This is a genomic window from Vibrio anguillarum (genome assembly GCF_003390515.1).
Classification (GTDB): domain Bacteria; phylum Pseudomonadota; class Gammaproteobacteria; order Enterobacterales; family Vibrionaceae; genus Vibrio; species Vibrio anguillarum.
Genome location: NZ_CP031479.1, coordinates 2,065,749 through 2,088,937 on the forward strand (window position 1 = coordinate 2,065,749; position 23,189 = coordinate 2,088,937).

Annotated in this window: 17 protein-coding genes; 5 read left to right on the forward strand and 12 right to left on the reverse strand. The window is 45.8% G+C overall.

Annotated elements, in window-relative coordinates; all coding sequences use genetic code 11:
• Window positions 1-10: 10 nt before the first annotated feature.
• Both clpP and tig read right to left on the reverse strand, forming a co-directional pair.
• Entirely contained in the window at window positions 11-637 is a 627-nt protein-coding gene (clpP, locus tag DD616_RS12915) for an ATP-dependent Clp endopeptidase proteolytic subunit ClpP (RefSeq protein ID WP_010317461.1), read from the reverse strand.
• Window positions 638-742: 105 nt separating this feature from the next.
• Window positions 743-2,044, reverse strand: coding sequence for a trigger factor (gene tig, locus DD616_RS12920; RefSeq protein WP_013857186.1), 1,302 nt, complete (start codon window positions 2,042-2,044; stop codon window positions 743-745).
• 581 nt (window positions 2,045-2,625) lie between these two features.
• On the opposite strand from tig, the gene DD616_RS12925 reads away from it, so the two are divergent.
• Entirely contained in the window at window positions 2,626-4,413 is a 1,788-nt protein-coding gene (locus tag DD616_RS12925) for a sensor histidine kinase (RefSeq protein WP_208871766.1), read from the forward strand.
• Window positions 4,414-4,462: 49 nt separating this feature from the next.
• On the forward strand, window positions 4,463-5,803 hold the full coding sequence (locus DD616_RS12930) for a sigma-54-dependent transcriptional regulator (protein WP_208871767.1): 1,341 nt from the start codon (window positions 4,463-4,465) through the stop codon (window positions 5,801-5,803).
• 49 nt (window positions 5,804-5,852) lie between these two features.
• Here DD616_RS12930 and DD616_RS12935 read toward each other — a convergent pair whose 3' ends face one another.
• From DD616_RS12935 to DD616_RS12965, 7 genes are all read right to left on the reverse strand, one after another.
• Window positions 5,853-7,214, reverse strand: coding sequence for a TRAP transporter large permease (locus DD616_RS12935; RefSeq protein WP_013857190.1), 1,362 nt, complete (start codon window positions 7,212-7,214; stop codon window positions 5,853-5,855).
• A 3-nt stretch (window positions 7,215-7,217) separates the two neighbouring features.
• A complete protein-coding gene (locus tag DD616_RS12940; RefSeq protein WP_026028632.1) occupies window positions 7,218-7,904 on the reverse strand; it encodes a TRAP transporter small permease in 687 nt (228 codons plus the stop codon).
• A gap of 133 nt (window positions 7,905-8,037) precedes the next feature.
• Window positions 8,038-9,033 (reverse strand): TRAP transporter substrate-binding protein, encoded by a 996-nt coding sequence (locus DD616_RS12945; RefSeq protein ID WP_017044592.1) that lies wholly within the window; start codon window positions 9,031-9,033, stop codon window positions 8,038-8,040.
• 458 nt (window positions 9,034-9,491) lie between these two features.
• Window positions 9,492-10,745: an ABC transporter substrate-binding protein gene (locus DD616_RS12950; RefSeq protein ID WP_026027514.1), complete on the reverse strand. Its 1,254-nt coding sequence runs from the start codon at window positions 10,743-10,745 to the stop codon at window positions 9,492-9,494.
• A 146-nt stretch (window positions 10,746-10,891) separates the two neighbouring features.
• Window positions 10,892-12,346 (reverse strand): ATP-binding protein, encoded by a 1,455-nt coding sequence (locus DD616_RS12955; RefSeq protein ID WP_170888657.1) that lies wholly within the window; start codon window positions 12,344-12,346, stop codon window positions 10,892-10,894.
• Between the two features lie 2 nt (window positions 12,347-12,348).
• Window positions 12,349-13,077 (reverse strand): response regulator, encoded by a 729-nt coding sequence (locus DD616_RS12960; RefSeq protein ID WP_026028047.1) that lies wholly within the window; start codon window positions 13,075-13,077, stop codon window positions 12,349-12,351.
• Between the two features lie 117 nt (window positions 13,078-13,194).
• Entirely contained in the window at window positions 13,195-14,664 is a 1,470-nt protein-coding gene (locus DD616_RS12965) for a protein adenylyltransferase SelO (RefSeq protein WP_170907098.1), read from the reverse strand.
• Between the two features lie 123 nt (window positions 14,665-14,787).
• Here DD616_RS12965 and DD616_RS12970 point away from each other — a divergent pair, with 123 nt between their 5' ends.
• Window positions 14,788-16,155 (forward strand): L-serine ammonia-lyase, encoded by a 1,368-nt coding sequence (locus tag DD616_RS12970; RefSeq protein ID WP_064624912.1) that lies wholly within the window; start codon window positions 14,788-14,790, stop codon window positions 16,153-16,155.
• A 47-nt stretch (window positions 16,156-16,202) separates the two neighbouring features.
• On the opposite strand, the gene DD616_RS12975 is transcribed toward DD616_RS12970, so the two are convergent.
• Window positions 16,203-16,976, reverse strand: coding sequence for a hypothetical protein (locus tag DD616_RS12975; RefSeq protein ID WP_208871768.1), 774 nt, complete (start codon window positions 16,974-16,976; stop codon window positions 16,203-16,205).
• A gap of 324 nt (window positions 16,977-17,300) precedes the next feature.
• Here DD616_RS12975 and DD616_RS12980 point away from each other — a divergent pair, with 324 nt between their 5' ends.
• Window positions 17,301-18,539, forward strand: coding sequence for a DEAD/DEAH box helicase (locus DD616_RS12980; RefSeq protein ID WP_026028635.1), 1,239 nt, complete (start codon window positions 17,301-17,303; stop codon window positions 18,537-18,539).
• A gap of 197 nt (window positions 18,540-18,736) precedes the next feature.
• Window positions 18,737-20,518, forward strand: coding sequence for an alpha-amylase family protein (locus DD616_RS12985; RefSeq protein ID WP_208871769.1), 1,782 nt, complete (start codon window positions 18,737-18,739; stop codon window positions 20,516-20,518).
• Window positions 20,519-20,615: 97 nt separating this feature from the next.
• Here the strand turns inward: DD616_RS12985 and DD616_RS12990 are convergent, their stop codons facing one another.
• Both DD616_RS12990 and DD616_RS12995 read right to left on the reverse strand, forming a co-directional pair.
• Window positions 20,616-22,151, reverse strand: a complete 1,536-nt coding sequence (locus DD616_RS12990; RefSeq protein WP_019280837.1) for a BCCT family transporter — start codon at window positions 22,149-22,151, stop codon at window positions 20,616-20,618.
• Window positions 22,138-23,037: a homocysteine S-methyltransferase family protein gene (locus tag DD616_RS12995; RefSeq protein ID WP_094125702.1), complete on the reverse strand. Its 900-nt coding sequence runs from the start codon at window positions 23,035-23,037 to the stop codon at window positions 22,138-22,140. The genes DD616_RS12990 and DD616_RS12995 overlap by 14 nt, the downstream gene beginning before the upstream one ends.
• Between the last annotated feature and the right edge of the window lie 152 nt (window positions 23,038-23,189).

A 23,189-nucleotide genomic window follows, 5' to 3' on the forward strand; every position in this document is an offset into this window, starting at 1 on the left:
CTGAGAACTGTTATTCGCCGCGGTGACGCAAGACTGCATCGACTAAACCGTATTCCACAGCTTGGTCAGCAGACATAAAGTTATCACGGTCGGTATCACGCTCGATAACTTCAAGCGGTTGGCCTGTATGCTCAGCAAGCAATTTGTTGAGTTTTTGCTTGATGGTAAGGATCTCTTGAGCATGGATCTGGATATCCGAAGCTTGGCCTTGGAAACCACCTAACGGCTGATGAATCATCACGCGTGAGTTAGGCAACACATAACGTTTCCCCGGAGCGCCACCAGCCAATAGGAATGCTCCCATTGAACAAGCTTGGCCCATACAAACAGTGCTAACATTCGGCTTGATGAACTGCATGGTGTCATAAATTGACATACCTGCAGTCACACTACCTCCTGGCGAGTTGATGTAGAGGAAAATATCTTTATCAGGGTTTTCCGATTCTAAAAACAACAGCTGCGCTACAACAAGGTTAGCCATGTGATCTTCAACTTGACCCGTTAAGAAAATCACTCGTTCTTTGAGTAGGCGAGAATAAATATCGTATGAGCGCTCACCGCGGGAAGTCTGCTCAACCACCATGGGTACTAGCGCGTCAAAAATTGGCGACATTGCGTTTTTTTCTTGGTAGCTCATATTGTTATGTCCCTAAAATAAATGGCCCGAATGATGGGTATCACACGGACCATTGTTAGCAGAATAGTTAACCTGTAGTCAACCACCTACGCTACATATTGCTTATTAAGCAGGTTGCTGGTTCATTAGCTCATTGAAGCTAACAGCCTTTTCAGAAACCTGTGCTTTAGCAATGATCGCGTCGATTGCTTGCTCTTCTAGAGCAAGGTTACGCATGTTGTTCATCATTTGCTGATTTTGAGAATAGTATGCCATTACTTCAGCTGGATCTTCGTACGCTGTTGCCATCTCTTCGATCAATGCTTTCACTTTATCTTCGTCAGCTTTTAGCTCTTCAGACTTGATCACTTCACCAAGAAGTAGGCCAACCACTACGCGACGTTTTGCTTGTTCTTCGAACAATTCACGTGGTAGTTGAGCGGCCGCTTCTGGGTTACCGCCAAAGCGTTGTGCAGCTTGTTGACGCAGTACGTCGATCTCTTGATCGATCAGTGCAGAAGGAACATTGATATCGTTCTCTTTTACTAGACCTTCAATCGCTTGCTCTTTAATGCGGTTTTTTACTGCTTGCTTAAGTTCACGTTCCATATTCTTGCGAACTTCAGCTTTCAGCGCTTCAACGCCACCTTCAGCGACACCGAATTTGGCAACGAACTCGTCGTTTAACTCTGGTAATTCACGCACTTCAACTTTGTTGATTTTAATTGCGAATTTCGCCGCTTTACCTTTTAGATTTTCCGCGTGGTAATCTTCAGGGAAGTTAACGTCGATTTCAAATTCCATACCTTTGGTTTTGCCAACGATACCGTCTTCAAAACCAGGGATCATGCGACCTGCACCCATTTCTAGAGGGAAGTTTTCAGCTTTACCGCCTTCAAACTCAACGCCATCAATAGAACCAACGAAATCGATCGTCGCGCGCGAACCCGCTTCCGCAGCTGCGTCTACTTCTTTCCACGTTGCTTGTTGCTTGCGTAACGTTTCTAGCATCTCAGCAACGTCTTCTTCCTTCACTTCAACCGCTGGTTTTTCAACAGTGATGTTTTCTAGACCTTTTAACTCAACTTCTGGATATACTTCAAAAGTTGCATTGAAAACAAGGTCTTGGCCTTCTTCGATAGAAACTGGTGCGAATGTTGGTGCGCCTGCTGGGTTGATTTTCTCTTTTACGATAGCTTCAATGAAGTGGCGTTGCATCACTTCGCCCATGACGTCTTGACGTACCGCTTTACCGTACATTTGCGCAACCATTTTCAAAGGCACTTTGCCTTTGCGGAAACCATCGAAACGACGATTCTTAGCGATATTGCGTAGCTCTTTTGTAACTGCATCTTCGATGTTAGCAGCAGGAACAGTAATATTCAGACGGCGCTCTAGGCCTTCTAGCGTTTCAACAGTAACTTGCATTATTTATAAACCTCAAAACTGGCCCAGTATTTCTGAGCAATATGAGCCGCAACTTAGGCGATGCCTTGTGCTTGGCTGCATCCTTGTGTTGTGCTCTATCCGAACACTTATATTAAAACCAGCATCAACATTGGCCAAAAGACCCAATATTGGACTAATAAGCGATATCTTTAGAGACTCTAATGCATCACAAAAGGTATCTCTGATTAGTCTCAGGACAGAAAATTTAGACGCGTCATTCTACCGACCAGAATCAGTGCTGTCGAGCCAATCACCGCAGAGAGATGATTCCGTACCCTAAATTGCTTTCTAAGTGCTAAAAATTCCACCAACGTGAAAAATCACAGTTTTGAAATGGGGACAATAAAGGCTTTTTCAAGGGAATCGAGGCTTTTTTTACCCCAAAAGCGTAAAAAGAGATCTTGCTCCTGTTTTGCACCCCACAATTGCGCTCTTTTTAAACATCACCCAAAGGAAAACCAGTAGAATTATGAGTCAATGCTGGGAGCATTATCACTTGCAAAAATGGATATCTCTCGCAAAAGAACTGCCCTTGTCGCGCCGCTGAACATGGAGAAAGGATGCTACATATTCGCCGAGTAAACCTTATTTTTATAACGTTATTCCTTTTGTCTACAGCGGCTGGGGCGCATTTTGTTTGGCGACACAACTACCAAAGTTTATTGATTGAACATCAAGCTCAGCTAGAGCGATTCTCTAGCCACATCACCACAAAACTTGATAAATATGCACATATCCCAAGATTGCTAGCCAAAGATAAAGAACTCATTGACGCTTTACACAGCCCCAGCAATAGCGCCCAAATTGAAATAACTAATCGCTATTTAGAACAGGTCAATGAAGTGATTCAAGCCGCTGACACCTACCTCATCGACCAATATGGCAACACGATCGCAGCAAGTAACTGGCACCTCACTCATTCATTTATTGGCCGAAACTTCGCTTGGCGGCCTTACTTTAAAACGGCCATAACTGGGCAAGAGAGCCAATATTTTGCGTTAGGATCAACATCGGGGCAACGAGGATATTACTACTCCTACCCTATCGTTTATGCCGCGGATGTCATTGGCGTAGTGGTAGTGAAAATGGATCTTTCCGCGATTGAGGAAAACTGGCAGAGCAAACAAAGCTATTTTGTCGCCACCGACAGCAACAACATTATTTTCATGTCCAGCCAACCGGAGTGGCTGTTTAAAAGTGTTGCCATGCTGAGCGAAAGCGATCGAATTGCGGTTCAAAATAGCCGCCAATATCTTGATACCTCCATTCGCTCACTCGGATTGATCGGCGATTTCAGCGCATCCGTTGCCGAATGGGAAAATCCTTATCAAACTTGGATTAAAGGCGATTTCATCGTTTCAACCAAACCGCTGCCCAGTATCGGGCTAAACATTCGGGTTTTATCGCCCAAAATAAACATTTTCTGGGATAGCTTTGGATTTACTCTGATCAACAGCATGCTGTTTGCCATCGTCTACTTAGGGCTATTACTGGTTCATCACCGCCAACTCAAACAGCGCCAAATCGAACAGTTACAGTCTGAAGCAAAACAAAAATTAGAGTTTCTGGTGATGGAGCGAACCTCTGCACTGCACGCGGAAATTGCGGAGCGAAGTAAAACAGAGAGCATGTTACGCCAAACTCAAGATGAATTGATCCAAGCTGCGAAACTGGCTGTGCTTGGGCAAATGTCCGCCAGTATTAGTCACGAGCTGAATAACCCACTGGCCGCTATCCGCAGTTTTGCCGACAATGGGCGGCGTTTTTTAGCCAATGGTAAGCCGGAACGGACCGATGACAACTTGACTCGCATTTCAGCGCTCACTGAACGCATGGCTAAAATCAGTGAACAGCTCAAATCGTTTGCGCGAAAAAGTAACACCGATGAGAAAGCGAACGCGCAATTATTACCGATTATTTTGTCGACAAAAGAGTTGGTGCAACCGCAATTTAAATCAAATTTGATTCAGTTTGAAATGGAATTACCCGCGATGGATCTTTGGGTGCGTGTCAATCCAATCCAACTAGAACAAGTCTTGATTAACTTGCTAACCAACGCGATGCAGGCCCTTGAGGAACAACATCAAAAATGCGTTCGTTTGAGCACTGAGTGCAAGGCCTCTCAAGTGTTGATCCATATTGATGATAACGGCCCGGGAATTACACAAGAAAAAATAGCCCATCTTTTCGAACCGTTTTTCACCACGAAAAAAAATGGCTTAGGCTTAGGCTTGTCGATTTCACAGCAGATAATACAAAGCATGGACGGTGAGTTAACGATGACCAGTTCACCGCAGTGTGGGGCGCGATTTTCAGTCTCTCTACCGATCGTTACGCCAAGCGTGTGATTTACAGACAAAGTATGGTTTAAAGATAAAAAGCAGTTAAGGACAACCAATGTGTGATGTATTTTTTATCGATGATGAGGCGGATATCCGTATCGCCATTGCGCAAAGTTTCGAGCTCGCCGACCTCACAGCGCGGTTATTTTCCAGTGCGGAAGAAGCCTTACTGGCGGCCAAAGCCGACGGGCTGCCTCTTGTGGTGGTGAGTGATATTTGCTTACCTGGCCTCAGTGGCCAGAGCTTACTCAACTCGATTCATCATCAAGATGCTGAGGTCCCTGTTATTTTGATCACAGGACATGGCGATATTTCGATGGCCGTACAAGCGATGCACGATGGCGCATACGATTTTATCGAAAAACCTTTTGCTACTGAACGCTTGATAGAAACCATCCACCGCGCGATAGAAAAACGCCACTTAACGTTAGAAAATCAGCAGCTAAAACGCAGCTTAAAAGCGAGCCAAACTCTTGGACCACGCATTATCGGTAATACTGGCAACATCCAAGCGTTAAGGGACACCATCACTCATGTCGCCGACACTCAGGCTGATATTCTACTGTTTGGCGAAACTGGTACAGGAAAAGAGCTGATTGCTCGCTCGTTACATGAGCAGAGTTCTCGCCGCGAGCTCAATTTCGTCGCACTGAACTGCGGCGCAGTGCCTGAAAATTTGATAGAAAGTGAACTTTACGGCCATGAAAAAGGCGCCTTTACTGGCGCTGAAACCAAACGCATTGGCAAATTTGAACATGCACAAGGCGGCACCTTATTTCTGGATGAGATTGAATCAATGCCGATGCAGGCGCAAATTCGTTTATTACGCGTATTGCAAGAAAGAGTCATTGAACGAGTTGGATCCAATACCTTGATCCCTCTGGATATTCGAGTCATCGCCGCAACAAAAGTCGATTTAAAGCAAGCAGCTCAAGCAGGCACCTTTCGTCAAGATCTCTACTATCGCTTAAACATTGTCACATTAGATATTCCACCACTTCGCCAACGTAAAGAGGATATTCCTGCGCTTTTCCATCATTTTTTGTTAGTGGCCGCGGCTCGTTACGGTAAAGCGGCAACCGCACTCTCTCAACCTGAAATGCAGCGCTTAATCAGCCATGACTGGCCGGGAAACGTGCGCGAACTACGCAACGCCGCAGAGCGCTATGTGCTATTGGGGAAACTGGCTCAGTTAGACGACAGCGAGCCATCACAAAAATTACCCACCCATTTAGTCGAACAAGTGGCCGAATTTGAAAAATCCGTGATCGAACAAGCATTGATTGAGTGTGGTGGGCGTATCAATGAAACAATGGAAAGGCTCAACGTACCGCGTAAAACGTTGTACGACAAAATGCAGCGTTACGGATTAGACAAAGAGCTCTATAAAATATAGAGCTCTAATAACATGCCGCAGCCATAGAAATTTCAGGTCAGCATTTTGATTACTTAGTGATGATTTCCGGCCCCATTAAGGTGGTTGGTAACCAAGTGGAAATCCAAGGCACGTAGGTCACAATCATCAAAAATAGGAACATAATCGCCACCCACGGTAGCGCCGCTTTCACCACATTCATCATCGACATTTTGGCAACCCCTGCGGTGACAAACAAGTTTAACCCGACGGGCGGTGTGATCATCCCTATTTCCATGTTCACCACCATCATGATCCCAAGGTGAATGGGGTCAATACCGAGTGCGATGGCGATGGGGAAGACCAATGGAGCAACAATGATCAGCAGCCCTGATGGCTCCATAAACTGACCACCAAGTAGCAGTAATATGTTGACTACAATCAAGAATGTTATAGGCCCGAGACCGGCGGAAAGCATCGATTCGGCAATAATTTGCGGAATGCGCTCTTCGGTCAGAACATGTTTCAATATCAATGCATTGGCGATAATAAACAGCAGCATGATGGTCAATTTGCCTGCATCAAACAAAGTCGCTTGCGTATCTTTATGGAAAAAGGCTTGCACGATTTTGACCAAGGCTGGTTTGGTATTTTCTTTGTCGGCGAACGGCCCCATATCTTTGTAAACAAAATTGGCAATCAAGAAAGCGTATACCGCTGCCACCGCAGCCGCTTCGGTTGGCGTAAAGATACCACCGTAAATCCCGCCGAGAATGATCACCACCAGCAACAAACCCCAGCTGGCATCTTTGGCGGCGAAGATCGCTTCTTTCCAACCCACAAAAGGTTGTTTCGGTAGGTTTTTAATTCGTGCAAAAATGTAGATAGCAACAATCAGCATCAAACCCGCTAATAAACCTGGGATCACACCGCCTAAAAACATGCGCCCTACCGATACATCAGTAGCAGCGGCGTACACGACCATCACAATCGAAGGTGGGATCAAGATGCCCAATGTGCCAGCATTACAAATAACCCCAGCGGCAAACTCTTTGCTGTAGCCATTTTTGACCATTCCAGCAATAACAATACTGCCGATCGCCACCACTGTCGCCGGTGAAGAACCTGACAGCGCTGCAAACATCATACAGGCCACTACCGAAGCAATCGCCAGCCCTCCCCGAAACCAACCCACCATAGCGATAGCGAAACGGATAATGCGTTTTGCCACACCTCCGGTTGACATAAAGCTGGAAGCCAAAATAAAAAATGGAATCGCAAGCAAAGTGTAATGGCCTTCAAAAGCGTTAAACAAGGTTTGAGCCACTGACGCTAAAGAAGTATCGGAGTGCCAAAGTAGGAACAGAACGCTGGATAATCCGAGCGAGATAGCAATGGGTACACCGACTAGCATAAAGCCGATGACCATAACAAACAGCAGTAAAATATCCATGAATTAACGCTCCTTGCGAGAATCAATAGGCGGGGTCGCTTCGCGGTTCGGCTCTAACATGGTCTCGCTCACTTGTGCCATTTCCGCTTTCAGCGCTTCAAGATCTTCCTCGGCTTCATGGCCAGAAATCATTCTGTCTAACTTACCGCTGAGAATTTGATAGGCGATTTGTAAAAAGCGAAAAGTGAGTAATCCCATTCCGATAGGCAATGCCATGTATGGAATAAAGCGCGGCATTTTTTCATAGCGCTCCCCTTCATTGAGCCAATCGGAGAGAAATTGCAGCATTTCCGGCATAGGAATATCGTCGGTTTCATACCAAGCACGCTCAGTCGCAAACGGATACCAGTAATTCCACGAACCGATGAGCAGTAAAATAGAAAAGGTTAAACAACAAGCCACCGCGACCAGTGCAGATACTTTTCGCATGGTTGCAGGCACCATGTTAATAACCACATCAACTCCGATGTGAAAGTGTTTCTTTACCCCATAGGACGCACCAACCAGTACCATCCATGCAAACATGAACACGGTTAATTCCAATGCCCATAAAATGTTGCCGTTAAAAACATAGCGATAAACAACGTTAACGAACGTTAATAAGGTCATCGAGCCCAAGAAGAATGCAATCAGCATTTCTTCAATCGCATCGGTAAATCGGCCGACTTTAGAGAAAAAAGAGTGTTCCATGTGATACATCGCTCTCATAGTAATTATCGGAATTGACTCAAGGTCACCGCACGGCTTCAGGTTAGTTATCAATGAGACGAGCAATAAACGCGTTGAGTCCAACCCCACCACGCAAGGTGGGGCTGGAGGCTGATTATTTGTTTGAAGCCAGCGCTGCCTCAATCAAATCTGAACCGATGTCTTTTTCAAATTTCTGCCACACAGGCTTCAGCGTTGTAACCCATTGCTGGCGCTGTTCAGGTGTGAGAGTGCGGATCACGCCTCCGGCTTCCAACACGTATTGTCTATTTTGGAGCTCGACTTTATTTGATTCCGCATTACGCGCTTCAGTGACTTCTTTTAAAATGGTCGCGAACTGGTCACGCACGTCGGCTGGTAGGCTGTCCCACCACTTGCTTGATGTCACCACTAGGTAGTCCAAAATGCCGTGATCGGTTTCGGTAATGCCATCTTGCACTTCAAAGAATTTCTTACCGTAAATGTTGGACCATGTATTTTCTTGACCATCAATAACTTTGGTTTGCAAACCGCCATACACTTCTGCAAAAGACATTTTTTGCGGGTTTGCACCAAGCTGCTCAAACTGAGCCACCAGTACATCAGATGCTTGCACGCGGAACTTTAATCCTTTTGCATCCGCCGGAACGAGTAGAGGTTTATTGGCTGACATCTGTTTCATACCGTTATGCCAAAACTCCAACCCTTTCACACCACGACGTGTCATTGAATTTTTCAGTTTTTCACCGTCAGCCGAGTTTTGGAAACGGTCAACTGCGTCCACATCCTCAAATAGGAATGGCAGGTCAAAAATACGGAATTTTTTGGTGAATTTTTCAAATTTTGATAATGAAGGCGCCGCTAGCTGCACATCGCCGTTTAGCATGGCTTCCAATACTTTATCGTCATCGTATAAGGTTGAATTAGGGAAAACTTGTAGGCAAGCCTTACCATTCATCTCCTTATTAACACGCTCTTCAAGCAGCGAAGCCGCAATACCTTTAGGGTGCTTATCTGTATTCGTGACGTGGCTAAACTTAATGACGATTTCGCCGGGGTCGCAATTTGCGGCCGCATTAAAACTGGTTACAGCAAGAATGGAAGCGGTCAGCAAAGTCAGTGGCTTTAACATTATTATTCTCCTTGATTGAACATATCAGCCCCATCAATGGGTGCTGGTTGTTTTCTATAAGGCAATTAACAAGCCAACATGACACATTTCATTAACAAGCTAGTAACCATAAGGTGTCACCAGCTATTCGGTTAACAACAACCCATAGAATCTTATGATAGAAAGCAAAAATGGGTAGAAAATGACCCAAGGAATATGAATTTTGGGTGGGAAATGACACCCAGCTAAATCCATCAGAGGGTGGCGATGAGAATGACGAAAAAATGTGAAACAGGAAGGAAGCGCACCCTCCGCCCAAACAGCAAGCCTAGTTTGGGCACTCCCCCCGAGCTCTTTATCGGAGAGCGCGCTAATTGGTTAGAACCGACAGATTATGTTAGTAGCACACAGAAAGTGGTGTGCTACAAGAAGAGGGTGAGCAGGCAGGCTAAAAAACCTACCCACTCTGGGGGTTAGGGCTACATCGCAGCTTTCACCGCTTTCGCTAGTTTTTGTGCTGCTTGTTTTGGATCCGCTTTCGGATCATTGAAAAAGTTCGTTACGACATCAAAAATCGCGCCTTGGGCATAGCTGGTTGTCGACATACCATGGGCAATACTGGGCACAAGGTTGTTGGACTTAGCCGTCGCTTTAAAGGCCGCCATTGAGTCCAACGCGCACTGGTCAAATTTTGACATATTCATATCTGTGCGTACCGGGATCGAGCCTTTGTTGAGGTTAAATACCTCTTGGAATTTAGGATCTAGGATCGTGGCGGCTAGCGCTTTTTGCGCCTGCTTATTGTCTGCATCAGTTAGCTCAAAAAAGACAAAACTATCGACATTATGGATAAATTGATCGGCCGTACCTGGCGCGGCCACGCACAGGTAATCTTTACCCGCAACTTTGCCCGCTGCGGTAAACTCACCTTTTGCCCAGTCGCCCATGATCTGCATCGCCGCTTCACCATTTATCACCATTGAAGTCGCAACGTTCCAATCACGGCCTGGAGAGTTAACATCAATGTAGTCATGAACTTTTTTAAACTGGCTAAACACGTCAACCATTTTGTCGCCCGCGAGCACAGCCATATCAAGCTCAACAAACGCTTTCACGTAATCTTGTGAGCCAAGAACGCTCAACGCCACCGTTTCAAAAACCGTCGCGTCTTGCCAAGGTTGGCCACCGTGCGCCAGTGGCACATAACCCGCGGCTTTGATCTTATCGCCCGCAACAAAAAACTCGTCTAACGTAGTTGGCACTTTAGCACCCACTTTAGCCAGTACCGCAGGGTTAACCCACAACCAGTTGACGCGATGCACGTTAACTGGCACGGCCACATACTGGCCATTCCACTTCATGACATTGGTGATCATCGGTGGTACGACTTCATCCCAACCACCCTGTTTGGCTACATCATTAAGATTCGTGAGAAAACCAAGCCCCGCCCATTCTTGAATATCGTGTCCTTTAATTTGAGCCGCCGACGGTGGGTTACCCGACACCGCGCGCGTTTTCAATACCGTCATGGCACTTTCACCACCACCACCTGCGACAGCGAAATCTTTCCAACTATGGCCTTGCTGCTCCAACATTTCGGTGAGCACAGCTATCGACTTGGCTTCGCCACCGGAAGTCCACCAATGGAGTACTTCCACTTCACCAGCGTGAGTCGAAGGGATGAAAGAGACAGAGAGGAAAGATAAAGCAAGCAGAGTGTTATGAAATTTCATCATCATCTTCCTTGGTTTTGATTCGGCAAACCTGATTCGCAAACTTTTATTAACCATTAAAGTGCTGATCGTTTACCTACTAGTCTAATCAAAGAAAATTTTTTCGTTGAAACAAACCGTAATTTTAACGTAACGAAAGCGTTACACTACACCGCTAACGTAGGTGGGATAAAGACTTGTGCTTCCAGACCACCATGAGCTGGATTGCGTAAAATGAGATCTCCGCCGTGTCCATGTAAAATACTTCGGCATATTCCAAGGCCAAGACCGTGGCCTTGGTCATCATCGGCAAGGCGAAAATAGGGCTCAAAGACCGCTTCTAATTTATCTATCGGGATCCCCGGGCCTTGGTCTTGGATGGTGATAATCACCCACTCTGGATTTTCTTCCAACTTCACCCACACTTGCTGACCATACTTCACGCCATTGCCAATCAAGTTTGTCAATACTCGTTGAATAGCTAAAGGCTTAGCGATTATCGGTTCAAGCTGTGTAGGCGTAAAATGGACCACTTGGCGAGTTAAGTTGTACCCTTCAGCAATCGTCTGAATCATCTCATTGAGATCAATACTGCTGTTATTTTCGTGTAAATCGGTATCTCGCACGCACTGCAATGCCCCTTTAACCATCATCTCTAGCTCATCGAGATCGCGGTTAAATTTTTCGCGCTTAACATCGCTTTCGAGCAATTCAGCCCTTAGGCGTAAGCGGGTGATGGGTGTTTTTAAATCATGAGAGATGGCCGAAAACAGATGCTCTCTATCGGCCACGTAACGTCGAATTCGTTGCTGCATACGATTGAATGCGCGGGTCGCTGTGATCAATTCTGTCGCCCCCTCTTCACGCAAGGGACGCTGGGCAATATCCATACTCATCTCATTCGCCGCTTTGGCTAAATTTCTCAGTGGCCGAACTTGGCGGCGCATAAGCAAGTAGGTCAACGCTAACAAAATGGTGGTGGAAAAAAAGAGAAATAAGATCTGCTCTTTTCTTAGTAGAGTGTCATCCAATTTCACGTATGGAGCGGGAAGTAGCGCCGCCACGTAAACCCATTCATGGCTTGAGAGTTCAATTTGCACCACCAGCACTGGCGGGTTTAACGGTTCAAGTGTGAGTGTATGGTAGGCCCAGGACTTGGGTAAGTCGCTGAGAAAAATATCGTTTTTTAGTAACCGCAAATGTTCTGGTTTGGTAAATTCAACTTGAATACTCTCAACGTTATTGAGCTTTTGTTGCAACACTTCCCTCACTGCATCGACTGAAGCTCGCTTGAGCGGCGTATCGATAATCGGCTCCACAGTCAATGGCTCTTTATTGAATGAGACAAAAAAACGGGTTCCCCCCATATTGCGAATTTGATCCAGCACGATATGCCGATATTTGACGGGTAGTGATTGAAAAAAGGTCACGGTGGAAGCAAACATACCTGCCATGCTAGAAGAAACGGAACTTATCCCTTCCAACTCTTTTTGTTTAGATTGGCTGTACCAAATCGCCGTTGCAATGCCCTGCGCTATCACCACCGCCAACAAAGTCAGCAGCAGTGTTCGTGAGACAAGAGAGTTGGGTTTTAAGCGTGAAAAGAGACGTCTTAGCGTCATTTTTAATGGCCGTAACTGACCGGAACGGCCAGAATATAACCGTTGCCACGCATGGTTTTAATATAGTGAGGGTATTTTGCACTATCACCCAATCGCTGACGTAAACGGCTAAGTTGCACGTCGATACCTCGCTCAAAAGGGAGCGCTTCACGTCCACGAGTAGCAAATGAGATGGTATCGCGATCAAGCACTTCCTTAGGCCGGGTTAAAAACAGCATCAGTAGTGCAAAATCACTGCCCGACAAGTCATGCTCATCGGCACGCTCTAGATGTGTAATTCGGTGTGACAAGGTATCGAGTTGCCAATCACCAAACGTAATTTGTTTGGGCAACGCATCGGTTGTTTTTTCATCATTGACTTGTACCCGGCGCAGCAAAGCCTTGATGCGCGCCATTAACTGACGCGGGTTAAAAGGTTTCGCCACATAATCATCCGCGCCAATTTCTAAACCAATGATTTGGTCAGTTTCATCAGAAACCGCGGTCAACATAATGATAGGAACGTTCGAATGACGACGGATTTTTTGGCATAAAGTAAAACCATCGTCTCCGGGCATCATCACATCCAACAAAATAAGATCGGGATAACTGTTACGTTCCAAATAGGCTAATAGCTCGATGCCATCCGCGGTGGTGACGATATCAAAACCAGACTTCGTCAAGTACTCATCTAATAATTGCCGAATCTCTTCGTCATCATCCACGACTAGAATGCGCGTTCTTGCCTGCATGTCCACTATCCATATTTTCAACTGATCGGCCTAGTGTAGCTATAGGTCATTTTTTTGATTATTGATATTTATGTAAAGTTTGAATTCTGTCTAGATAGAGATCACAAAATGCGTTACTTATGAGGAACAACTGATTTCCATTTTTTTCCCCCATTCAGGAGGAAGCTGGGCAAAATGACTCTTTTCCGGCTGCTCGGCATAAGGGTTGGCTAACAATTGTGCTAATTGGTGCACTTGTTGGTAATCACCCTGTTCTGCTTTATCAATCGCTTGTTGAGCCAAATAATTACGCAAAATATATTTTGGATTCACTTTTCTCATCTCTGCGCAGCGCTGCTCAATCGAAATCGCGTTCCCCGAACTGTCGATTTCTCGCTCACAACGAGCTAGGTACTGTTCAAGCCAAGACTGAGCGGCAGCGCGGTCAATGAAGAGATCCAATACTGGTTGCTCCCCTTCTCGATCCAAGTTGGATAGTTGCCGGAAAAAGCGAGTGTAATCGGTGTGATTTTTGGTTAATAACTCAAACATTTGCTCAAACAACACAGAATCACCGGGCAGAGAGGTCAACAACCCCAATTTACGACGCATTTGCTGGCTAAAATAACGGCCGAGCTGCGCTTCAAACTGAGCGAGAGCCGCTTCCAGATCGCTTCTTTCAACTAACGGTGACAATGCATGTGCTAAAGCGGATAGGTTCCACAACGCCACGCGCGGCTGCTGATCAAACGCGTAGCGGCCTTGATAATCGGAATGATTGCCAATATAAGTCGGTTCATAATCGTCGAGAAACGCAAAAGGACCGTAGTCAAAGGTTTGACCGAGGATAGACATGTTGTCGGTATTCATCACACCATGGGCAAATCCAACCGCTTGCCAATCGGCAATCATCTTAGCAGTACGCTCAACAATGTGACTAAACATGGCCGCATAAGGTTTTTCTTGTGTAAGGCAATCAGGGTAATGCCACTCAATCACTTTATCAGCCAGTTGCTTTTGCTCTGCTAATTGGTTGGTATAGAAAAAATGTTCAAAATGACCAAAGCGAATATGGCTCTGCGCTACACGTACCAGCAGCGCACCTCGCTCTTGTTTTTCTCGATAAACGGGCGTGTCACTGCTCATCATCGCTAATGCTCTTGTGGTTGCAATCCCAAGACCCGCCATCGCCTCACTACACAAGTATTCGCGAATAGTGGAGCGCAGTACGGCGCGTCCATCCCCCATACGCGAATAAGGCGTAAGCCCTGCACCTTTCAAATGCAGATCATACACTTCACCCGTTTTACTCTCGATTTCGGCCAACAGTAACCCACGGCCATCACCTAGATCAGGGTTATAAATACCAAATTGATGGCCCGCGTATTTCATCGCTAATGGCTTAAATTGCGCGGGAATAACTTGGCCAGACAGGCTGTGCAGTAGCTCATCATTAGGTTGTGTTGGTAAAGACAAATCGCCAGCCAGTGAAGCATTCCAAGCAACCCAACGCACATTGTCTAAAGGCGCTGGGTTCACTTGAGAATAAAAAACCGAGGGTAATTCACCATAGCGAGTGTGCAGTGTTACTTGATCCCAAATCGACATGCGAAGTCCTCATAATATGGTTTTTGGTTAGACTTTTGCACGTTAGCAAATACTTGAGCTCTAGACTAGGGTATTATTAGGCAAAGTTGTCACCTATTACAGGTCACATTCAAGGTGAAGTCGATGTTATCCATTTTTGATATTTTTAAAATTGGTGTGGGCCCTTCTAGCTCACACACCAATGGGCCAATGATTGCAGGCTATCAATTTAGCCAAATCATTGCTGATTTAACGCAAGTGGCAAGAGTGCAGATTGACCTTTACGGTTCATTATCACTTACAGGACGTGGCCACCACACTGATCGCGCCGTGATATTAGGTCTGCTGGGCAATAAGCCTGACACCATCAAAATCACCAGCGCCAATCAAGCGCTAGCGCATGCTATTGAACACGGCGAGCTTAATTTAGCGGGAAAACAGCTCATTCCATTCCAGCTAAAAACTGACCTCCTCTTCCAAAATACTAATCTTCCCTTACATGAAAATGGTATGACGATTACCGCTTTTGGAGCGCAAGGAGAAACGTTAGCCTTTGAAACTTACTACTCGGTGGGAGGCGGTTTTGTTGCTACCGCCAAAGAGTTGGAACACGGTAGTGCAAATGCACCCGTGGAGGTCGAATTTCCTTTTACTTCTGCTGATGAATTACTCTTTAAAGCCGAAAAACATGGCTTAAGTTTAGGCAGTCTCGTTTTGCGCAATGAAATAGCATTTCATGACCTTGAAACGATTAACCACAAAGCCGATCAAATCTGGAAAGTGATGTCGCTCTGCATGCAGCGCGGCTTTGAAACGGAAGGCATTCTCGAAGGTGGGTTGCATGTCACGCGCCGCGCACCAGCACTGCTCAAAAAGCTGGAAGCTAACGCGGCGATTGAAAGTGACCCAATGGAGATCATGGACTGGATTAACCTGTTTGCTTTCGCGGTCAGTGAAGAAAATGCAGCGGGAGGGCAAGTGGTTACCTCGCCAACCAATGGCGCGGCAGGAGTGATACCCGCCGTATTAATGTATTACCACCGCTTTATCCGAGAGCTTGACACTAAGCAGTTGAAAGATTTTCTCGCCGTGGCTGGCGCTATTGGTATTTTGTACAAAACCAATGCTTCTATTTCGGGGGCCGAAGTAGGCTGTCAAGGAGAGATTGGAGTCTCTTCCTCAATGGCAGCGGCAGGGTTGACCGCGCTAAGAGGTGGCAGCAACGAACAAATTTGCATGGCGGCTGAAATTGCCATGGAGCATTCATTGGGTATGACATGCGACCCAATGGGTGGCTTAGTTCAAGTCCCTTGCATCGAACGCAATGCAATGGGAGCTGTGAAAGCGATTAACGCTTCACGCATGGCCCTAAAACGGACCAGCAAATGCTTAATTTCTCTAGATAAAGTGATTGAGACCATGTACCAGACGGGGAAAGATATGAATCGGAAATATCGTGAAACCTCATTAGGCGGCTTAGCGTTAATCCACCTATCACCACCTTGTGAATAGTAATACCGTTCAATCCTCATCAAGCCCTGTGTGAATACAGGGCTTATTTAAGCGGTAAATTCAGGAATGCGTAACTCTTGGTTCTGGGTAATCGCTTCTCGCTGCACAATCCACTGAAAGCTGAGCGACAACACACAAATCTCAACCGCACAAACCACTAGCCAGACGAGTGACAATAGTAATGTCAATGGCAGAAAATGCAGATTAAACAAGGGCTGTAGTAGTGCGTTGATAAGCATGGGGATCACACCTATCAGCACAAATAGTGCTTTGGCGTGGGGCTTTGACATTTGCCACGCGACACTCAAACCTCTAGGTTGATGATCTAGTGCTGTTGCTGGCAAAACTAATGACCAGCGGGAGATAAACCAGCCAATAGGCAGCATTGCGGCATAGGTACAAAGCTGGATTAACCACATTGGCATAGTCACTATATTTGCCAGCGAGCCAATGATAAACATGGGTATGATTAGAATGGCAAACAGTATGGCGCCTAAAGCAGCCCACCATCCAATAAAGCGCAATTCACGCGAACTTAAGTAAAAAATCGTGCTCAAACGGCAAGATTTTTCACCCAGCAGAACCAAACGATGCAAGCGCACTGTCGCCATCGCCGCCGTTACCGTATAAAGCACATAAACAATCACATTCGTTAATGTAAACAACTGTTGTGGATCATCAAAGTCAACAACACCAATCGTGAAATAGAGATTCACAACCAAAAAAGGTGAAGATTGCAGCATGAGAGTCAGCCAATTTTTTTGGACTAATTTTAACGCACTCACCACAGTATACTGAATCGGTAGCTGCTGATATTCCATGAATCTATTCCCTGACAAATAAGTAAGGTTAATATATCGAAAATAGATCCCACTTGTTCTAAAAGCTCTGTGATGCCAATCCAACTCCACGCACTCATTGATAACAATCTTATTGGTATCTCATATTAGTGACTCGGCAACGAGGCGCTATTCTGAATAAAGAGACGATCGCTGACACTGAGGTATCTCACCGCATTTGAAAAGTTCATGCTAGAATGCGCCGAATTTGCGATGAGTTGCACTCAAAGTATTAGGGCGTAGCGCCTTACGATGAGAAAGCCATCGCTTGCTAACTGTTTTGACTTTTTAACTCTGAGAGCCCGCATGCCATTTTCCAACCTAGGATTGAGCGATCCAATCTTAAAAGCCGTTCACGAACTCGGCTATTCTGCCCCAACACCGATTCAAGAACAGGCAATCCCAGCCATTTTGACGGGTAAAAATGTCATTGCGGCAGCGCAAACCGGCACGGGTAAAACCGCTAGCTTTGTACTGCCCATTTTGCAGATGCTTAGTCAAGGAACAACTCAGCGCGCCAAACGTGTTCGCGCATTAATTTTAGCGCCCACTCGCGAATTGGCTCTGCAAGTGGAAGAGAACGTCACTCAATACGCAAAGTATCTGCCCTTAACCTGCCTTGCGATGTACGGCGGTGTCGATTCGCAAAAACAAAAACAACGCTTGATTGAAGGGGTGGATATTTTGATCGCCACGCCGGGGCGCTTGCTTGATATGTATGGCCAACGCGCCGTTCATTTTGATGAGCTTGAAGTGTTGGTGATGGATGAAGCTGACCGCATGCTCGACATGGGTTTCATTGAAGACATCAATAAAATTGTTGATCGCCTGCCACTAAACCGTCAGAACTTACTGTTTTCGGCGACCCTTTCTCGCCCAGTGCGTGAGTTGGCTAAATCAGCCATTAATGATCCGATTGAAATTGATGTCGCTGGTTACAACCGCACGCCAAATCAAATTGAGCAGTGGATTATCACTGTCGATAAAGATCAAAAATCTGCACTACTGAGCCATTTGATTACTGAAAACCAATGGCAACAGGCGATGATTTTCATCGAAACCAAACACGGTGCGGCAAAGCTGGCGAGCCAACTGGAAAAGCGTGGCATTGCAGCAGAGGCGTTTCACAGTGGCCGTAGCCAAGAAGTTCGTGAAAAATTATTAGCCGATTTCAAAGCAGGTAAACTGCAATTTTTGATTGCAACGGGCGTTGCTGCGCGCGGTATTGATATTGATAACTTAGAAAGAGTGGTGAATTACGACTTGCCTTATCCTGCGGAGAACTACATTCACCGTATTGGACGAACCGGTCGTGCTGGTGCAACCGGTGAAGCAATTTCTCTCGTATCACGCGATGATTTTAAAAACTTGTGCATGATTGAAAGCCGCTTAGGACATTTGCTTGTGCGTAAAGAAATTGAAGGTTTCACACCGAAAAAAGACGTGCCTATTTCCATTTTAAATTACCACTTGAAAAAGCGTGATAACGAGCACTCAAGTGCACCGCGTCGTAGCCCTCGCCCTAAACAAGAAAAACGCTCATAAGCATAATGCTTTTTTACAAATCCTACCGCCCGGTGGGATTTTGTTGACTAAACCATTCCCGCATCACACTTTTACGCCTTCTTTCTCTCTACGCCCCAAAATCACTACTCAAGGATGATTCTGTCTTCATCAACTTCTATTAGCCTGCAACTCATCTCCTATTTCTCGCATCCCATCATCGCTTAGGTTGACACGTTATGGCTTACAACAAATACACTATCTATCAAGTTTTCACGCGCTTATTCGGTAATACAAACCGTTGCAACACACCTTGGGCAACGAAAGAACAAAATGGTGTCGGTAAATTAAGTGACTTCACTGACGATGCACTCAATGCAATTCATCAACTTGGGATCACTCATATTTGGTATACCGGTGTTTTACATCACGCACTGGTGGGTGATTACCGTGCATGGGGAATAGAGAATGATCATCCAAGTGTTGTCAAAGGTAGAGCGGGCTCGCCTTACGCCATTAAAGACTACTATTCGATAAACCCTGATTTAGCCGACGACCCAGCTCAGCGTAATCACGAATTTGAAGCCTTGATTAAGCGTACACACCAAGCGGGCATGAAAGTCATCATCGACATTGTCCCTAACCACGTGGCGCGCCAATATCAAGGGCTCAATAACCCTGTCGGAGTCAATGATTTTGGTGAAAATGATGATACCAGTGTGCAATACGCCAGGGACAATAACTTCTATTACCTACCCGACACCCCCTTTAAACTGCCAGATATGCCCACCTCATTGCTACCGTTGGGCGGTGAATGCCACCCAGATTTAGCCACCCCGTTTTACGAACACCCCGCAAAATGGACAGGCAATGGATCTCGTTTAGCCAAGCCGAACATCGATGATTGGTATGAAACCGTCAAAATAAACTACGGCATCAAACCTGATGGAAGCAAAGATTTTACCGAACTTCCGCAGCAATACCGTTTTCTATCTCACCTTGAACACGCCGTTTTCTGGCAAGACAAAAGTGTCCCGGATTCATGGCGTAAATTTCGAGATATCGCTCTTTATTGGATCGATAAAGGCGTGGATGGCTTTCGTTATGATATGGCCGAAATGGTACCGATTGAATTTTGGAGCTATCTCAACTCGGCAATTAAACTACACAACCCCGATGCTTTTTTAATGGCAGAGGTGTATCAGCCAAATTTATACCGCGATTACATCCAGATCGGGAAAATGGACTATCTGTACGACAAAGTCGACCTTTACGATAGTCTCAAAGCCATCATGCAAGGACACGGCTCTACCAAAGAGATTGGTCGTATTGAATATCAACTGCGCGACATTGAGCATCACATGCTGCATTTCTTAGAAAACCATGACGAGCAGAGAATTGCCTCACCTGAATTTGCAGGGGAAGCACATAAAGCACGCCCAGCCATGTTGATTTCAGCCTGTTTATCCAGCTCACCAACCTTGCTTTATTTTGGGCAAGAAGTGGGCGAACCTGGAGCGGAACATGCCGGCTTTGGCCAGCCTTCTCGCACCTCTATTTTTGACTATATCGGTGTTCCACAACACCAAAAATGGATGAATAACGGCGCATTTGATGGTGGCCAATTAAACGAGAGCGAGAAGCAGCTGCGCCATTTCTACTCAACATTACTGAATTTAGTCAAACAGAGCCCCGCACTGACCGGTGAATATCATGATCTGTACGCCGCCAATGTTGAACACTTCTCCGACAAACAAGATTGCTTATTTGCCTTTGCTCGCTCTAACCCGTCACAAAAGCTGATCATCGCAGCGAACTTCAGTGCCACAAGTGGCAAAACCGTAAAACTGCATTTACCTAAAGCATTGACCACTTATTGGCAGTTAACCTGTGGTGAGCACACTTTATTCGATCCGCTAAATCAACAAACGCTGACGCTCTTCGTCAACGAACAAGAGAGCTATGTGATGATCGACTTCACCCCACTTTCGACCCATTTCATGGTTCTCAATAATATTTAAACCTCAAAGAGAGTCATTGGTCTTCTTTCAATACAACAAGCCAGCATCTTCATCGTGCTGGCTTGTTTTGCTAAACGCTATAAGGTTAAGGCTTGCTTTAAGTGACTTTCATTAACACGGGCTCTTGATCAGATTCCCGCTTATGCTGATTGGGCAAAATGCCTAAAGTATGTAAAAAGGTTTTGAGCATGATGGCGTAAATGAACATCATAGGAAGGCCTGCGACCACACAAAGCGACTTAATGGTTTCAATCCCTCCCCCAGCCAAAAATACACTTAAACTGATCAGCCCAATCGCACAGGCCCAAAGCAATTTTACTCGGTTATCGGGATCACCATTCAAAGCCAATTCATTGGTGGTGAGCATCGCCGTCGCAACACTCGCACTGGACATAGTGGTCAGCATCAATAAAAACTGAATGAGCAGAAATAGCCCAAGCACCCCATTTCCCCCAGGCAAGGTTTTTATCAATGAAACCACTGCGTAGGTTAAGCCACCTTCTGCCATCCAGCCCTGAACGGGTAAACCGCCCAGCATTTGAGCCCACACCGCATAGCCACCAAAAATGGAGATAAAAAATGCGCAGCCCAAAGCGCCCATCGAGATGGTGTACAAAACCACTTCACGAATCGTTCGTCCACGAGAAATTCGCGTGATGAATAGGCCCATCATAATCAAGTACGCGTAATACCAAAACCAATAGTACTGAGTCCAGCCTTGTGCAAAACCACTTTGCTGAACAGGGTCTGTCCACAATGACATTCTAAAGAAATTATCCAACATCACGCCCAGCGAGTCAGTGAAACTATTAAGAATGAAAGAAGGTTGAGTCGCCAATAATACAAACAGGGCAAACAACACCGCCATGCTGACTGTCCAGTTAGAAATCATGTTGATGCCCTGATTAAAACCAACCCCCATCACAACCACTAACGCAGCCACAAAAAGCACAATAATTGTGCCTTGTAAGCCAAGGCTATTCTCAATCTGTAACAGCTCTGCCACACCGGCGCTAACCAAGGTCACAGTTAAGGCTAGCGAGCTAGCAAACGCGGCCAACGTACCAAAAATCGACAATAGATCGATACTTTTTGCCACCAAAGGATGGTCACCCACTACCGAAGAACACAAACTGGAAACTTTTAACGTGCGTTTTTTTTGTACATAAAATGCATAAGCAAACGGAATCGCTGGAAAGCAGTAAATCGCCCAGCCTGTAATGCCCCAATGAAAAATAGAGTAAGTAACGGCCCATGCCGCAGCAGGATAACTATTAGGCTCAGCAAATAACGGCGGTGATTGTAAGTAATACATCGGTTCACCTATCGCCCAGTAAATGAGTGACGCCCCGACGCCAGCGGTAAAAATCATCCCGCCGTAAGAAAAATTACTGTATTCGGTTTTTTCTTCACCTAAACGAATGCGGCCGTATTTCGAACACGCCAGCCACAGTAAAAAAACCACTAACGCCAAACTTGCCATCTGTACTAACCAGCCAAACCAGTGGCTCACCCAGCCCATAGCTTGCGCCGCCATCGCTTGAGAGGTGGCTGGATAAAGCGCAGAAACCGTCAACAAAACAAGTACTAACGCAATCGCAGGAAAAGCCAACCCATAATTAAGATTTTTCAAAACTGCGCCTCCATTCATAAAGTGCTTGAATATGGCGAGGGGTGATGCCACAACATCCCCCGATCACAGTTGCACCGAGGGCATACCACTGCTTGGCAAATGCGAGATAATCTTCTGCACTAAACTCACGCATGGCTTGTACGGTTTGGTTAGCGGCGTGATCCGATTTAATCGGCGTAAAACTGTTTGCATAAACGCCGATTTCAATCTTTTGCGCTCGGCCTTCCAACACCATTTTCGCCTGTTGAATGGCATCAGCCATCACCTCAGGTATTGAGCAGTTAAAGAAAATACCCGCCCCACCCGCAGAATAGATTTGTTCTGCGGCTTCAGACACTGACTGCCCAGAACGCAATTGTGCGATATTAGAGTCATCTTTCAGAGTCAGTGCGTAATAGCAAGGCTTCGTTGATGAGGCAAACACCGATTGAATCATGCTCAACTCTTCTAAACTGGCAATCGTCTCCGCTAACCAGACGTCCACATAAGGATCTTGTGCTTGATACAAAGTGAGTGAAATCGCTCGTGCGACTTCGGCTTGAAAGAGATCAGGCCGATAGCTTCCCATAGCCGGTGGCATAGAACCCGCCACTAAAATCGGACGTTCTGACTGTTGTGCTACTTCCGCAGCAATCTGCGCGGCTAAGTTCGCTAACCTTGCACCATCGGTTTGATATAGTGACTCGCCCAAGTGAAAAGGGACACACGCATAGCTATTCACCGTGATAATGTCGGCACCGCTATCAATAAATCCTTGGTGAGCTAAACGAACATGTTGTGGAGATTCAATCAGCGCTTGCGCGCTCCAAAGTGGCTGAGAAAAAGGAGCGCCAATTCTTTTTAATTCACGCCCCATGCCACCATCAAGAAGGGTTAATTTGCTCATAATATCGTATCCATAATGCTTTATTGGTCAGTGCCATTGAAGCATACTGTGAGCAAGATCATAGTGAATAACATTGAAGTGCAATATGAATTTTATTCAAGTAAGTGACTTGATTTATCTATTCTTTTTCGCAAGGTCACTATCTGTTGTTC

What these genes read in the sequence shown, in the direction of transcription:
- DD616_RS12925 (WP_208871766.1), top strand. Translation starts at nt 2,626, where the DNA reads ATGCTACATATTCGCCGAGTAAACCTTATTTTTATAACGTTATTCCTT.
- DD616_RS12950 (WP_026027514.1), bottom strand. Translation starts at nt 10,745, where the DNA reads ATGAAATTTCATAACACTCTGCTTGCTTTATCTTTCCTCTCTGTCTCT.
- DD616_RS12965 (WP_170907098.1), bottom strand. Translation starts at nt 14,664, where the DNA reads ATGTCGATTTGGGATCAAGTAACACTGCACACTCGCTATGGTGAATTA.
- DD616_RS12975 (WP_208871768.1), bottom strand. Translation starts at nt 16,976, where the DNA reads ATGGAATATCAGCAGCTACCGATTCAGTATACTGTGGTGAGTGCGTTA.
- DD616_RS12935 (WP_013857190.1), bottom strand. Translation starts at nt 7,214, where the DNA reads ATGGATATTTTACTGCTGTTTGTTATGGTCATCGGCTTTATGCTAGTC.
- DD616_RS12930 (WP_208871767.1), top strand. Translation starts at nt 4,463, where the DNA reads ATGTGTGATGTATTTTTTATCGATGATGAGGCGGATATCCGTATCGCC.
- DD616_RS12960 (WP_026028047.1), bottom strand. Translation starts at nt 13,077, where the DNA reads ATGCAGGCAAGAACGCGCATTCTAGTCGTGGATGATGACGAAGAGATT.
- tig (WP_013857186.1), bottom strand. Translation starts at nt 2,044, where the DNA reads ATGCAAGTTACTGTTGAAACGCTAGAAGGCCTAGAGCGCCGTCTGAAT.
- DD616_RS12980 (WP_026028635.1), top strand. Translation starts at nt 17,301, where the DNA reads ATGCCATTTTCCAACCTAGGATTGAGCGATCCAATCTTAAAAGCCGTT.
- DD616_RS12970 (WP_064624912.1), top strand. Translation starts at nt 14,788, where the DNA reads ATGTTATCCATTTTTGATATTTTTAAAATTGGTGTGGGCCCTTCTAGC.
- DD616_RS12945 (WP_017044592.1), bottom strand. Translation starts at nt 9,033, where the DNA reads ATGTTAAAGCCACTGACTTTGCTGACCGCTTCCATTCTTGCTGTAACC.
- clpP (WP_010317461.1), bottom strand. Translation starts at nt 637, where the DNA reads ATGAGCTACCAAGAAAAAAACGCAATGTCGCCAATTTTTGACGCGCTA.
- DD616_RS12955 (WP_170888657.1), bottom strand. Translation starts at nt 12,346, where the DNA reads ATGACGCTAAGACGTCTCTTTTCACGCTTAAAACCCAACTCTCTTGTC.
- DD616_RS12940 (WP_026028632.1), bottom strand. Translation starts at nt 7,904, where the DNA reads ATGGAACACTCTTTTTTCTCTAAAGTCGGCCGATTTACCGATGCGATT.
- DD616_RS12995 (WP_094125702.1), bottom strand. Translation starts at nt 23,037, where the DNA reads ATGAGCAAATTAACCCTTCTTGATGGTGGCATGGGGCGTGAATTAAAA.
- DD616_RS12985 (WP_208871769.1), top strand. Translation starts at nt 18,737, where the DNA reads ATGGCTTACAACAAATACACTATCTATCAAGTTTTCACGCGCTTATTC.